The 12,948-nt window shown below is 62.6% G+C and carries 15 protein-coding genes; 7 read left to right on the top strand and 8 right to left on the bottom strand.

The genetic code is table 11. From position 1 onward, the window contains the following. Positions 1–87: 87 nt before the first annotated feature. Positions 88–612 carry a DUF924 family protein gene (locus tag HX801_RS10150; RefSeq protein WP_008435398.1) on the top strand — a complete coding sequence of 175 codons (525 nt, stop codon included), beginning with the start codon at positions 88–90 and terminating at the stop codon, positions 610–612. On the opposite strand, the gene HX801_RS10145 is transcribed toward HX801_RS10150, so the two are convergent. Beyond that, the gene (locus HX801_RS10145) at positions 609–2,039 is read right to left on the bottom strand and encodes a hypothetical protein (protein ID WP_087692444.1); all 1,431 of its coding nucleotides are present in this window, start codon (positions 2,037–2,039) and stop codon (positions 609–611) included. The two genes, HX801_RS10150 and HX801_RS10145, sit on opposite strands and share 4 nt — an antisense overlap. 171 nt (positions 2,040–2,210) lie before the next feature. Between HX801_RS10145 and yfcF the strand changes: the two genes are divergently transcribed. Both yfcF and HX801_RS10135 read left to right on the top strand, forming a co-directional pair. Beyond that, positions 2,211–2,843 (top strand): glutathione transferase, encoded by a 633-nt coding sequence (gene yfcF, locus HX801_RS10140; RefSeq protein ID WP_177022008.1) that lies wholly within the window; start codon positions 2,211–2,213, stop codon positions 2,841–2,843. Positions 2,844–2,877: 34 nt separating this feature from the next. After that, a complete protein-coding gene (locus HX801_RS10135) occupies positions 2,878–3,609 on the top strand; it encodes a GntR family transcriptional regulator (RefSeq protein WP_003210205.1) in 732 nt (243 codons plus the stop codon). A gap of 15 nt (positions 3,610–3,624) precedes the next feature. Here the strand turns inward: HX801_RS10135 and HX801_RS10130 are convergent, their stop codons facing one another. Then, positions 3,625–3,888 (bottom strand): hypothetical protein, encoded by a 264-nt coding sequence (locus HX801_RS10130; protein WP_008435390.1) that lies wholly within the window; start codon positions 3,886–3,888, stop codon positions 3,625–3,627. A gap of 143 nt (positions 3,889–4,031) precedes the next feature. Between HX801_RS10130 and HX801_RS10125 the strand changes: the two genes are divergently transcribed. Then, positions 4,032–4,670, top strand: a complete 639-nt coding sequence (locus HX801_RS10125; protein WP_177022007.1) for an ATPase — start codon at positions 4,032–4,034, stop codon at positions 4,668–4,670. A gap of 29 nt (positions 4,671–4,699) precedes the next feature. Next, complete coding sequence (locus tag HX801_RS10120; protein WP_003210199.1) at positions 4,700–5,041, top strand: hypothetical protein; 342 nt, start codon at positions 4,700–4,702, stop codon at positions 5,039–5,041. A 152-nt stretch (positions 5,042–5,193) separates the two neighbouring features. Here HX801_RS10120 and HX801_RS10115 read toward each other — a convergent pair whose 3' ends face one another. Continuing rightward, positions 5,194–5,943, bottom strand: coding sequence for a creatininase family protein (locus HX801_RS10115; protein WP_177022006.1), 750 nt, complete (start codon positions 5,941–5,943; stop codon positions 5,194–5,196). 86 nt (positions 5,944–6,029) lie between these two features. Then, positions 6,030–6,743, bottom strand: a complete 714-nt coding sequence (locus HX801_RS10110) for a murein L,D-transpeptidase catalytic domain family protein (protein WP_023658766.1) — start codon at positions 6,741–6,743, stop codon at positions 6,030–6,032. 37 nt (positions 6,744–6,780) lie between these two features. On the opposite strand from HX801_RS10110, the gene HX801_RS10105 reads away from it, so the two are divergent. Next, positions 6,781–8,343 carry a murein L,D-transpeptidase gene (locus HX801_RS10105; protein WP_177022005.1) on the top strand — a complete coding sequence of 521 codons (1,563 nt, stop codon included), beginning with the start codon at positions 6,781–6,783 and terminating at the stop codon, positions 8,341–8,343. On the opposite strand, the gene HX801_RS10100 is transcribed toward HX801_RS10105, so the two are convergent. After that, a complete protein-coding gene (locus HX801_RS10100; RefSeq protein ID WP_177022004.1) occupies positions 8,340–8,840 on the bottom strand; it encodes an AAA family ATPase in 501 nt (166 codons plus the stop codon). The two genes, HX801_RS10105 and HX801_RS10100, sit on opposite strands and share 4 nt — an antisense overlap. 45 nt (positions 8,841–8,885) lie before the next feature. Continuing rightward, complete coding sequence (locus tag HX801_RS10095) at positions 8,886–9,944, bottom strand: alginate lyase family protein (RefSeq protein WP_008435376.1); 1,059 nt, start codon at positions 9,942–9,944, stop codon at positions 8,886–8,888. Between the two features lie 130 nt (positions 9,945–10,074). Between HX801_RS10095 and dapF the strand changes: the two genes are divergently transcribed. Next, entirely contained in the window at positions 10,075–10,908 is an 834-nt protein-coding gene (gene dapF, locus HX801_RS10090; RefSeq protein ID WP_177022003.1) for a diaminopimelate epimerase, read from the top strand. Here the strand turns inward: dapF and HX801_RS10085 are convergent. After that, entirely contained in the window at positions 10,877–12,052 is a 1,176-nt protein-coding gene (locus HX801_RS10085; RefSeq protein ID WP_177022002.1) for a PAS domain-containing sensor histidine kinase, read from the bottom strand. The two genes, dapF and HX801_RS10085, sit on opposite strands and share 32 nt — an antisense overlap. Then, positions 12,039–12,857: an alpha/beta fold hydrolase gene (locus HX801_RS10080; protein ID WP_134326375.1), complete on the bottom strand. Its 819-nt coding sequence runs from the start codon at positions 12,855–12,857 to the stop codon at positions 12,039–12,041. The genes HX801_RS10085 and HX801_RS10080 overlap by 14 nt, the downstream gene beginning before the upstream one ends. Between the last annotated feature and the right edge of the window lie 91 nt (positions 12,858–12,948).

The raw sequence follows: 12,948 nt of genomic DNA, 5'->3' as shown, positions 1-12,948 counted from the left end.
CGAAACTTTATAGATTTTGTTTAGAGTGATGATGAAATTTGTGGAGTGAGTGAGGAGAGGATTGTGACGACGATGGAAAATGCAGCAATGGCGGTTATTGAGTTCTGGAAACAGGCGGGGCCCAAGCTCTGGTTTGCCAAGGATGAAGGGTTTGACCGGCGTTTTCGCGAGGCTTTCTACACCACGCATTTGCAGGCGGCCCGGCGCGAACTGGAGAGCTGGATGCAAACGCCGGAAGGCGCGCTGGCGTTGCTGTTACTGCTGGACCAGTTCCCGCGCAATACCTTCCGTGGCACGGCGCATATGTTCGCCACCGACCCGCTTGCGCGTTTGTACGCGCGGCAGATGGTCGAGGCGGGGATGGACAAGTCGATCGAAACCCCGTTGCGGGCGTTTTGTTATTTGCCCTTCGAGCATTCTGAAGATCCCGGGGATCAACAGCTGTCGGTGGCCCTGAACAAGGACCTTGATGCCAATACCTACCGCTGGGCCAAGGAGCACGCCCGCATCATCGAGCGGTTCGGGCGCTTTCCTCATCGTAATGAGGTGTTGGCCAGGGTCACGACAGAGGAGGAGCGGGCGTTCCTGGAGGACGGTGGCTTTTCGGGCTAGGCCTCGGGTTCAGCCACTAAGTCTCTGACGCCCGCCTGGCGAAAACGCCGCACCCCCTTGAGATCAATCGCCCAGCGCAACGCTTCAGTCGCCGACGGACGTTCGCCTTGGGTAATCGCCGCGTCATCGGTGGTCAGTTTATTCAGGTAGCCCTTGGCGCCGCCGCGTTCGCTCCAGTAATGGGTGTGGCTGAGCCAGGAGCTGGCGAGCCAGCCTTTCCATTTGCCCACGCTGACCGGCAGGTCCAGTACGCCGGGGCCCATCACCGGGCTGACCGGGCCGCCGACGATGTCGCCAAACAGGCCCAGGGGCGCGGGGAAGTAGAGGTTGGTCCAACGGGTCACGGCGAAGGCCGCAGCGTGGTGCAAGTACAGGGGGGAAAATGGGCGACCGCCGACGGTGACGGGCAGCCGGCCGCTGTAGCCGTAGCCCTTATCGTCGAGCGTCGGCGGGCAGGCGGGGGCTTCGCGGCGTTCGATGCGGCGCTGGAAGTCGCTCACGCTGCGGCCCAGCAACAGGCTGGCGTGGGCCATCGGGCTGCCGAGGGTGACGAGGTCGGTGATGCGCCACGGGTTGCCGAGGTTGCGTTGTTCGATAAAGGCTTCGGCTTGCTGTTCGCGGAACCTGAGGAGGCTTTGCAGGCGGCCGTCGAGGGCGTTTCCAGCCTTTGGCAGCGTGTCCTGGACCACCGGTTGCAGTCGCTCGTGGTTGGCGTAGCGGGCGGCGAGTTCCGGGCCGCGGGGGCGTAACTGATCGTGATGCTCGTGCCACAGGTAGCCGACGATGTCGTAGGCAATCACGCTGCCCAAACTGTGGCCGACGACGATGATGCGGTCGTAATCACCCTTGTCATGCAGGGCGCGCAGCAGGTCGACGCCATCGGCGCGGATCTGTTCGCGCACCACCACGTTCTGCGGGTTGGGGCTCAGGTAGCGGGCGGCATCGCCAAGGTATGACAGTGCCGAGTACTTCAGGGCCAGGCCGATCACCGCCAGCAGCACCGGGATCAGGGCGAAGGGGTTGTCGCTGTGGGGGAATCGGCCATACAGCGTCGCCAGGGTTCCGCTGACCAGCAGCACGAGCAGGGCCAGCAAGGCCCAGCGCGTAGCGCGCCAGATCGGCACGATGGCCGTCGGGATATCCCGGCGCGGACGCTTGAAAATGTCCCATAGCCAACTGAGCAGGTGCCCGACCTTGGTGCCCTGCATCTTGTGGGCCCAGTAGTACTCGTAGAAATCGGTGGTGTTGCGACCCGCCGACTTCAACACGCGCAAATCGAAGTTGCGCGAAAACCGGTCGGGTTTGCTCCAGTAGAAAGGCGTCGCCTCGGGGGTGTCCGCCGGGATCGCCGCTTCGACGAAGCCACGCAGGGTATCCATCGGGCGCTGCTCGCCGATTCCGTGGATGACGATAACCGCTTGTTTCATCTAGTGATCGTTCCTTGATCCGCTTTTCGGGGCGTTACGGGTGGGGTTGAAGGGGCCATAGTATTGCCATTATCGATGGTATTCCAGCCAGGAATGCCCCCATAAAAACCGCGCATTTCATTTGCGCGACGCGATCTCGTAGTGTGGTGCTCCCACCAAGGAGATGTCGCCGTGAACCATCGCCCGCTGAGCCTGTACGTTGACGCCCATTTCACCAGTCCCTACGCGATGTCGGTGTTTGTGACCCTGCGGGAAAAGGGCCTTGAATTTGAACTGCTCACCTTGAACCTCGACACGGCCGAGAACCAGACTGACGCGTACACGCACTTGTCGCTGACGGGGCGCGTACCGACCCTGGTGCAGGAAGAGTTTGCGCTGTCCGAGTCGTCGGCGATAACCGAGTACCTGGAGGATGTGTTCCCGCAGGTGCCGGTGTACCCGGCCGAACCCCGCCAGCGGGCGAGGGCGCGGCAGGTGCAGGCGTGGTTGCGCAGTGACTTGATGCCGATTCGGCAGGAACGCTCGACCCTGGTGGTGTTTTACGGGCTCAAGGGCGAACCGCTGTCGCCGGTTGCTGAAGCAGCGGCCCACACGCTGATCAACGCGGCGCAGGCGCTGTTGGCCGACGGTCGCGACTACCTGTTCGGCGCGTGGTCGATTGCCGACGTGGACCTGGCCGTGATGCTCAATCGGCTGATCCTCAACGGTGACACCGTACCCGCCAACCTGGTGACGTACGCCCAGCGCCAATGGCAACGGCCTTCGGTCCAGGAATGGGTCAAGCAGGCACGACCGTCGCTGTAGTCACACTCCTCAATTACAAAGTGAATCCTGGTCCATGAATATACTGTCGAGTGACTCCCGCCTGCCGCTGTACCAGCGTTTTCGGGATCATCTGATTGAGCAGATTGCCAATAATCACTGGCGTGCCGGTGCGGCTATTCCCCCTGAAGCGGTGTTGTCCACCCAGTACCAGCTGTCTACCGGCACCGTGCGTAAAGCGATCGAGGCGTTGGTGGGCGAGGGCATTCTGGAGCGCCAGCAGGGCCGTGGTACGTTTGTGCGCCGCCCGAAGTTTCAGTCGTCGTTGTTCCGGTGTTTCCGCTTCCAGGGCCCGGGCGGTGAATGCCAGCTGCCGCAGAGCCGGATCCTGTCGGTCAAGCCGGTGAAGGCGCCGTTGTCGGTGAGCGAGGTGCTGGGGCTGGCAGCGGATGCGCCGGTAATCTGCATCGTGCGGGTACACGTGCTGGACACCGGGCCAGTGCTGGCCGAGGAAATCTGGCTGCCGCGCGAGCGGTTCCAGGCGCTGCTGGACGTGGATCTGACCCGGCAGGGATTGCTGTTGTACCCCACTTACGAAGAAGTCTGCGGGCAAGTAGTCGCTTCTGCCGAGGAAGCCCTCACCGCCGAGTCCATCGATGACGTGTGGGCCCGCTGGTTGCAGGTGCCGGTGGGCAGCCCGGTGATGGTGATCGAGCGGCTGGCCCGGGATTACGCCGGCCAGCCCCTGGAGTTGCGACGCGGTCGTGGCCACGCCGAACATTTCCGTTATCGCGTGGATATACGCTGAGCTTTAGGCGCGGTGCTATTCGGCTTTGAGCAGCACCAGCCAGCTTTGCACCACCCGGCGGTCAAGGTCTTCCCAGTCGGCCATGCCCAGCACCCGGGTGGTGTTCAAGCCGCGCAAGTAGCCACGCAATTGCTGGGCAATCGCGTAGACCACTTCCGGTTCGGCGGCGTTGTCCAGCAGCACTTCCTCATAGTCGACCAGGTAATCGGCAACCCGCTCGCGAAACTCCGGAAGCACAGCTTCACGGATGCGATCGAAGGTTTTCTGGTGGGGCTTCATAGGCGTTCCTTATCATTTTGTGTGAGGCGGCCTGCACGACACTATTGCTCTAGATAATAGTCACCATCAAGTATTGCGAGTTCTGTTTTTCTGAAAAAGGAGGACAATTGCCATCATTGAACATGATGTGCAAGGACCCTGCGATGAGGACTTTTACCGGTTTGGCCCTGGTGGCGCTGCTGATGAGCACAATGGTTGGCTCTGCGTCGGCCGGGGGGCTTCAAGCCAGCCACCTGGCGCCAATCGTCGCCAGCCCGGTCGGGTTGCAGCATTCGCAATCGGTCGGCGTGCTCTACAGCGACAACACCCTCGACAACCTTGAGTACCTGGCGCGCTACCACGCCATGGCGGTCAATGGTGCCAAGGGCCAGCTGGACGAGCAGATTCGCCAGGCCTTCGTCGACAGTTCCGACCCGGACCTGGCGATTGACTGGCTGATGGCTTCGTTGCGGCACACCTTTGCCTCGGTCACCCGTTACGACAACCTTGATGCGCTGTTGCAGGCGCACCCGGATGTGGTGGTGATGCTCGATACCTACAACCAATTGCTGACCCAGCGTAATGATCGGGTGGAAGCGCGGTTTGTTGCCAAGTTCTATGACCTTGACCTGCAATACATCGCCAAAGCCGAGGGTTCGATGCAAATGCACTTGCCTAATGTGTGGGTACATGACAAAACGGCGCCCCAGATCGCTGCACAGATTGGGCAGCAGCGCGACGTTCAGTTGAACGCGTTAAAGCAGTTCGATGCCTCGCTCAAGGCGTTGCTCGCTGCCGGTTAGCCCACTTCGTTTATTTTTCAGGAATTTTTATGCGCGTGTTGTTAGTGCCAGCGATGGCTTCTGCTTCTTTATTGATGACGGGCTGTGCATCCGCCCCCAATGCCCCAACCCTTACCCTGCAAACCGCCAAGGACCCTGAAGCCTACGTGCAGTGCGTGGTGCCCAAGTTCGAGAAAAACGGCATGACCTCCACGGTCACGCAGAATTCGCGGCATGCCCGGATCGTGGTGAGCAGCAAGATCGCCGCGGACAACATCCTCGAAGTCTACAAGTCCCAGGACGGCGGCAAGGTGTTCCTGTACGAGCGCAAGCCGTTGGCATCGACGTTCAAGCCGTCGCGGTTCGAGCATGCGGCGCAGGATTGCCTGTAATCGACTGGGGCCAGTCTGTGGGAGCTGTCGAGCCCCGGCGAGGCTGCGATAGCATCACTGCGGTCTGACAGTGACACCGAGGTGACCCCATCGCAGCCTCGCTAAAGCTCGACAGCTCCCACAGTTGATCTTCATTGTCTTGAGCGAATGATTCAGCTCGGCTTTGGCTCGCTGCTGAACGTCTCGACCGCTTTCACCAACCCCATGGCCGCCAACGCCACCAACTCACCGCCTTTTTGCGGGGTGGCCAGCGCCGGGTCTGAACCCATGCGCCCATCCGGGAAACGCGCGCGGAAGTCGCGGGCTTCGCGAATCGGCCCGGTGTTGGCGATTTGCGGCGAGTAGTCAGCCGACTTGATCGCGTCCGGGTAGGCCCATTGGGTCACGGCGATCTCCGACGGCGTGGCATGGCTGCCGTGGCCCACCGGGAACTGTTGGTGCGCCAGTTCGTTCACGCCTTCCAGGTCCCACCAGTTGCACAGTTTCAGCGCATAACCCGACGGGCGCCCGCTGAAGCTGGCTTCGGCATACAGCTCGGAGAACGCCGCTTCGATCGAGGCAATATTGCCGCCGTGGCCATTGAGAAACAGGATCTTCTCGAAACCATGGCCTGCCAACGAGCGTACCCAATCGCCAATCGCCGCGATAAAGGTCGAAGGGCGCAGGGAAATGGTGCCCGGGAAGCCCAGGTGGTGCTGGGCCATGCCGATGTTGAAGGTCGGGCCGATCAGGATGTCGGCGTTCTTCTGCGCTTCATGGGCAATGATTTCCGGGCACATCCAGTCGGTGCCCAACAGGCCGGTGGGGCCGTGTTGTTCGTTGGAGCCGATGGGAATCACGATGCTGCGGCTGCGTTCCAGAAACTGGCCAATCTCGATCCAGGTGGATTGATGTAAAAGCATCTCAGGTTCTCTCTCTCATCAAGCCCAGGAACACGGTGGAGTTCCTGGTGGCGTGAGCCGCATGGTGCACGGCAACAGCGAGAGCATCAACCGCCTTTGACAGTACCGGCACTCGCCATCTGGCGCGGCTTGCAGTTGAGGTAAGCCGAGGACTTCAGCCAGCGCTGGTCGGGGTACCAGGAAAACATGAACTGGCCGTCCTTGAGTTTGTCCACCACCTGGCGCGCTACCTGCGGGCGTACGGCGGGGCAACCCTGGCTGCGGCCGATACGGCCTTCGCGCTTGCTCCATAACGGGCTTACATAGTCGGCGGCATGGATCACGATGGCGCGGTCCCGTGCACGGTCATTGAAACCCGGCTCCAGGCCGTCCATGCGTAGCGAGTAGCCGTGGGCGCCTTCGTAGCTCTCCTGGGTGCGGAACAAGCCAATGCTGGACTGGTAACTGCCTTCACGGTTGGAGAACTGGGTGGCGAAGTTTTCCCCGGATTTTTGTCCGTGGGCCACCAAATCCCGCAGCACTAATGTCTTCTTGCGCAGGTCGAAGATCCATAGGCGACGAGCGGTCGAAGGTTGGGAATAGTCGATCACCGCCAGCCGGTCGGACTGTTCGATGCCATTGCCCACCGCGCATTGCATGGCGCTCAAGGCTCTTTTCAGTACATCGGGGTTGAGTTCTGGAGCGGCGTGGGCGAGGCTGCTATACAGAGTAAGAGGTTTACCCGTGTCTGCGAGCGCAACGGTGCTCAGCGAGGCAAAGGTCGAGATGATCAGGCCGAGTCGGCAGCAAAAGGTCAGCATGTATAAAGCATCTCCGCCGTGGATGGGAGCTAAGCGATTGTTCAAAAAACACGCATGTTACTTGAGCATTTGCCTGCTCGTTGCACCGCTGGTCGCGACAGCCGAAGACCTGTTGGTGGTGTCGCCGGCCCCGGTGCAATTGGCGCTCTCGCAATTGTCGACCGTTTGCCCAGGCCCGGCCGGGCAGGTCGATGCGCCTTCCCTGGCGCGTTTGCAGGCGTTTTATCAGCAGCAGGGCGACGTGGTGCTGTGGTCCGAGGGGGATCGCCGCGCCGCATTGCAAGCCCAGCTGCAGTTGCTGGCCGACGATGGCCTGGACCCGACTCACTATAGACTGCCCCCGTCGGATGCCACCGGGAACGTGCTGTGCATCGATATCGGTACCAGCCAGCAGTACCTGCAAGCCCTGCAGGACCTGCATTTCGGCCGCTTGCAGCAGTCGCGCTTCGAGCCCGTCTGGCATTCGCAACCGGCCCCGGACCCCGACACCCAATTGCTGGCCATGGCCGAGGCCGGCATGCAGAACGTCGCCCAAGCCTTCGACCAGGCCCGCCCGAGCGCGCCGCTATACCTTGGCCTGCGCAGTGCCTACGCCGCCTTGCGCCAGCAACCGTTGCAGCATTGGGAAGCCGTGGCCAGCGGCCCGTTGTTGCGCCCGGGCATGGACGATTCGCGGGTGCCGCAACTGGCGCGGCGAATGGTCAATGGCGGCTACCTGAGCGCCACCTCCGCGGGGACGCAATACCGTGGCGAGTTGGTCAACGCGGTCAAGACCTTCCAGCAAAGTCATTCCCTGCAAGCCGACGGCGTGATCGGCCCCGGCACGGTCACCGAGCTGAACATCAGCCCGGCGATTCGCCGCGAACAATTGCGCATCAACCTTGAACGGTTTCGCTGGCTGTCCCGGGACCTGGAACCCGAGGGCGTGCTGGTGAACGTGGCAGCGGCGCAACTGAGCTTCTACCAGGGCGGCGTGCCCGTGTGGCAAACCCGCCTGCAAGTCGGCCGCGCCGACCGCCAGACGCCGCTTCTGAAGTCGCGCATCACCCGGCTGACCCTGAACCCCACCTGGACCATCCCGCCCACCATCATGCGCGAGGACAAGCTGCCGGCGATCCGCCTGAACCCCGAATACCTGCGCCAGCAGAACCTGCAAGTGCTCGACAGCCAGGGCAACCCGCTGGCACCGGAACAGGTCGACTGGTCGCACCCCGGCAACATCCTGCTGCGCCAGGGCGCCGGCCCGCGCAACCCGCTGGGCCGGATCGTGCTGCGCTTTCCCAACCCGTATTCGGTGTACTTGCACGACACGCCGAGCCAGCCGCTGTTCTCCAAGGGCCCGCGGGCTTTCAGTTCGGGGTGTGTGAGGGTTGAGCAGCCACTGCTGCTGCGCGACTTCCTGGTGAGCCCGTCGGAGAAGATCCGCACCGAAGAACTGCTGGCGACGGAAACCACCCACGAGTTCCGGCTCGCGACGCCGGTACCGGTGCTGCTGGGGTATTGGACGGTGCAGGTCGATGGCAAGGGCGCGTTGCTCTACGCGCCGGACATTTACGGGCGCGACCCGGTGTTGATGAAAGCGATGGAGAGTGCGCTCTAGGCGCTTAGCTGAGCGTTGATCATCGTCAGCGCCTCATGGGGAGGCAAGCGCGCCGTATCGACGGTCAATGGCGACTCGGCCCATGGCTCATATTCATGGGCCAGGACGGACTGCCAGGTGGGCGGTGTGAGCCCCGGAATGTCGCTGGTGCGTGATTCCACCCGGCGTTGGTGTTCCTGCGAGTCGGAGCAAATCACCTGGATATTCACCAGCGGCTTACCGGTGCGTAGAGCGGTGTCGCGCCACGCCTGACGACTTTCAGTCACCGGGTTCACGCAGTCAGCGACAACCGTGTGGCCCAGCAGAAGGTTGCTCAACGCCAGCGCATTGGCCACCTGATAGCCGCTGCTGCCCACGCCTTGCTCCAGTACCCCGGCATCCCGGATGGCCTGCTCGATGGTATCGATGCGCAGGTAAACGGCACCGGTCTGGGCAGCAAGGGCCTTGGCAATCGTGGTCTTCCCGGTGCCGGGCAGGCCGCTGAACACAATAAGCATGGTCGATCCTTCGAAGGGGTGAGTCGGCTCAGTCTACCGGGCGACTCACTTCAAATAACAGGCGCTGATCCAGTCCGAAGGCTTGGGCGCGAGTTGTTCGGCCACTGGCAGATACCGGGCGTCCAACTGCGCCGCCAGCCAGTACAGCGTGTTGCTGCTTTTCGGGTTCCATTCGCCGCTGTAGCCAGGCTCACCTACGCGCGCCCGGTCCCGGTCGAACTGCACGTGGGTATGCACGAACTCTTCGTGGCTGCGCTGGCCTTTGGCATACGGCGCCAGCCAGTCCAGTGCTTCGCTCAGCGAGCCACCGTGGGGCGCGGTGACGTCCAGCCAGTTGCCGCCAATGCCGTAGGGCTTGGCCGCCAGCGCGGCCTGCACCAGCGGCTCCAGGTCGTAGACCACATAGTGCAGGGCGTCACGGTCCTGGAAGTCGCTCACCGAGCCGTCGGGCAGTACGTTGTCGTTGATCTGTTGCCGGAACAGCTGGAAGGCCTGTTCGAGCATCTCGCGGTCGCCCAGTGCGGCGGCGGCCACCGTGACCAGTTTTACGCGGTGGCTCTGCCAGTTATTGGTGTTGGTGGCTTTCTTTTCGCCGTGGAACTGCTTGATGCGCTCGATATAGCCATTGCCCAGGTTGGTCAGCAGCGCGCGGGTGGCGTCGCGGGTCTGGGGGCGAAGGTCGCTGGCGGTGAGGGCGTAGGCGCTGATCAGCATGTCGAGGTTGGTTTCGTCGATCGGGTTGAAGTCCGGCTGGTAGGTGCTGGCCCACGCGCTCAGGTAGTCATCCACTTGCTTGAGGTAGCGCGTGTCACGGCTCAGGCGCCAGGCCAGGGCCGCCTGGCGCATGACTGGCCAATCCTTCTCGGCGGCGATGCTTTGCTCGCGGATGCCGTGGTTCGGCAGGGTACCTTCGGTGTGCAGATGGGGCAGGGCGTCGGGCTGGTCGCCGAGGTGGCGCTGGGCGGCAGCCAGCAGTGATTTGGAGGTCGGATTCGAAGTGGCGGGCTGGCAGGCACTCAGGACCTGGGGCGCGGCAAAGGCGGCGTTGGCGAACGCGGCGAGCAGCGCGGCGAGGGCCACGGTGTGCAGAGGGCGTTGGAGCATGCTGTTCCTCAGGGATGGATTGACCCGATCGGGGCGCAGCCACGCTACCATGCCCGTGATGGGAATTTGATGAAATACCCGCCAGCCCTCTATCCTTGCAGGCCTTGCCCGGTCGAGAACAGGACGCACCATGACTTTGCAGTTCGTGAAGATGCACGCCCACGGTGATGATTTCATCGTGATCGACCGGCGCGGCCAGGATGACCCGATCACCGCTGAAATCGCCCGCCGCCTGGGCGACCGTCATCGCGGCATCGGCTTCAATCAATTGGCCGTGGTGCTCGACTGCACTGACGCGGCCGCCCGTATCAAATTCTGGAACCCCAACGGCACCCCGCTCGACACCTGCGGCAGCGCCACCCGCGGGGTTGCGGACATGCTGATGCGCGAAGCCGGCACTGCCACCCTCGTGCTGCGAACCAACCGGGGGCTGCTGACCTGCGTGCGCGAATCGGCGCAGCGGGTGTCGGTGGACATGGGGCGGCCGTCAGTGGGCTGGGAAGCTATTCCGCTGGCGCAAGCGATGGACACCGAACGCTTGCCGCTGGAGGGTGACCCGGTGGCGTGCAGCATGGGCAACCCGCACTGCACCTTCTTTGTCGATGACCTGGCGACGGTCGATATTGCGACGGTTGGCCCGTCGCTGGAAACCCACCCGTTGTTCCCCAACAAGACCAATGTGCATTTCGTGCAGGTACTCGACCGGGGTCATATCCGCCTGCGCATCTGGGAACGGGGCGGCGGTATCCCGCAGGGCTCGGGTTCGTGCTGTTGTGGCGCGGTGGTCAACGGGATTCGTCGTGGGCTGCTGGATGACACCGTCGACGTGCAATGCGATGGCGGTACCGTGACGGTGCATTGGGATGGGCGTGGCGGCGTGGTGTTGACGGGGTCAGTCCAAACCGTTGTTCACGGCACTGTGGCGGCCGCGCTCATGGGTGGCGCAATGGAAAGTGCACACTGAAGGTAGTGCCCCGGTCCGGGCTTGAGTTCACCGAAACGCCTCCATCATGGGCCTTGGCAATTTCCCGCACGATAAACAGCCCCAGGCCAACGCTACGCACCTCACTGTCCTGCTCCGTGCCTCGGGTCATGGGCTCAAACAAGCCGGCCATCAACGCTTCGGGAATCGCCGGGCCGTGGTTGTGCACCGAGAGCCGGCTCTCTTGTGCGTCCTGGTGCGAGGTGACGGTAATCGGCTGTTGCAGGTCGCCGTACGCCACGCTGTTGGCCACCAGGTTGCCGATGATTTGTTGTATGCGGTCGGCATCCAGGAACGTGCGGGCGCTGCCCGTGGCGTGATGTTCGAGGGTCGCCGTGGGGAACGCCACTTGCAACTCGTCGAGACTGTCACGGGTGACGGCGTGCAGGTCGAGTGCTACGGGATTGATGCTGATGCCCTGGCCGACTCTGGCCTGGGTGAAGTCCAGCAAGTCGGCGATCATCCGCTGCGCCCGTTCGGTGGACAGGCCGATATGCCCCAGGAGTTGGCGCTCCTTGGGGCTGCGCTCGCCACGGGCGAGGAACTCCGAGGCCATCTTGATCGCGGTAAGGGGATTCTTCAGGTCATGGCTGACAATCGCGACCATCTGCTCGGCAAACAGCGCCCGGCGCTGGGCGATTTCATAGGCGCTGCTCAGTTCGGCCTGGGCCTGCTGCAGCGCGACTTCAGTGGCGGTCTTTTCCTGCAACAAGGCTTCAGCCAGTTTGCGGGCATTGAGCAGTTCACGCTCGTACTTGTCGCGGTCGGTGGTGCCGAAGAGGGCCAGTTCGTTATAGGCAATGCCGGCATGTTCGTACCTGACGCCGTTGAGCAATACCGTGACGGTGCGCCGGTCACGGTGCAGCAGGTCGAGTTTTACTTCAGCGATGGAGCCCTGCATTTTCATCAGGGGCCCCAGGTGCGTCTGATGGAAGATCCGCCCGCCCATCGTCAGCAGGTCCTGGAACCGTCGTTCCTTCAACTCCTCGACGCTGAAGCCGGTCCAGTCGCTGAAGCACTGGTTGGCCTCCACGATGGTGCCGTCTTCCCGGGTGACTACCAAGGCGCAGGGCGCGCCGTCGAACAAACGTTGAGAGTCCGGCAACGACAGGTTATCGGCTGGCATCGGCACCCACCCATGGCAACAGGAAACTGTCCATGGCCGCTGAACAGGCGCCGGGTGCGCTCATGTGCGGGCAATGCCCCACGTTATCGACCAGGCAGTACGTGCTGGCGGGCAACGCGGCATGCAGGTACTCACCGACGCACACCGGTGCGATCAAGTCGTCGGTGGATTGCAGAATCAGGGTGGGGGTCATCAGGCCGGCGATGTCCTGGCGGTTGTCCGACAGGAACGTCACCCGTGCGAAGCGCTTGGCGATGTCCGGCTCGGTGCGGCAGAAACTGTTGGTCAGTTCTTCGCCGAGGGCCGGTTGCCCAGGCGCGCCCATGATCACCGGGGCCATGGTGCTGGACCAGCCGAGGTAATTGCTGTCGAGGGTATCGAGCAACGAATGGATATCGTCGAGGGTGAACCCGCCCGTGTAGTCACCGGAATCGATATAGCACGGCGAAGGACCGATCATCACATGGGCGGCGATTGTTCCGGGCGCCTGGCGATCGGCCAGGGCGCCGATCATCGCGCTGACGGAGTGCCCCACCAGCACCACCGGGCCCACGGCGTATTCATCAACAATCTCGCCCAAGTCATGGGCGTAGCCGGCGAGTGAGCTGTATTTTTCGCTGTCGTACGCGCCTAGGTCGGACTGGCCAGCCCCCACCAGGTCATACAGCACCACACGGAAACGCCCGGTGAAGTGAGGAAACAGATAATTCCACATGGTCTGATCACACCCGAAGCCATGGGAGAAAACCAGGGTCGTGGGACCGCTGCCATACACCCTGACGTTGTTGCGCTGCTGAAGGTCCATGGCGTTCTCGTGTAGGGCGTGTGTGGGGGTGGCGTAAGTCTAGATAGTCGGTGGCGTCGGGTCACCTGTTTATAGCGTCGATAGGGTAAAG

Origin of the sequence: Pseudomonas sp. G1002 (assembly GCF_013385455.1) — a bacterium.
In the GTDB taxonomy this organism is placed as follows: Bacteria; Pseudomonadota; Gammaproteobacteria; order Pseudomonadales; family Pseudomonadaceae; genus Aquipseudomonas.
Note: the sequence above shows the minus strand (reverse complement) of the source record. Positions and strands in the feature narration are given on the sequence as shown.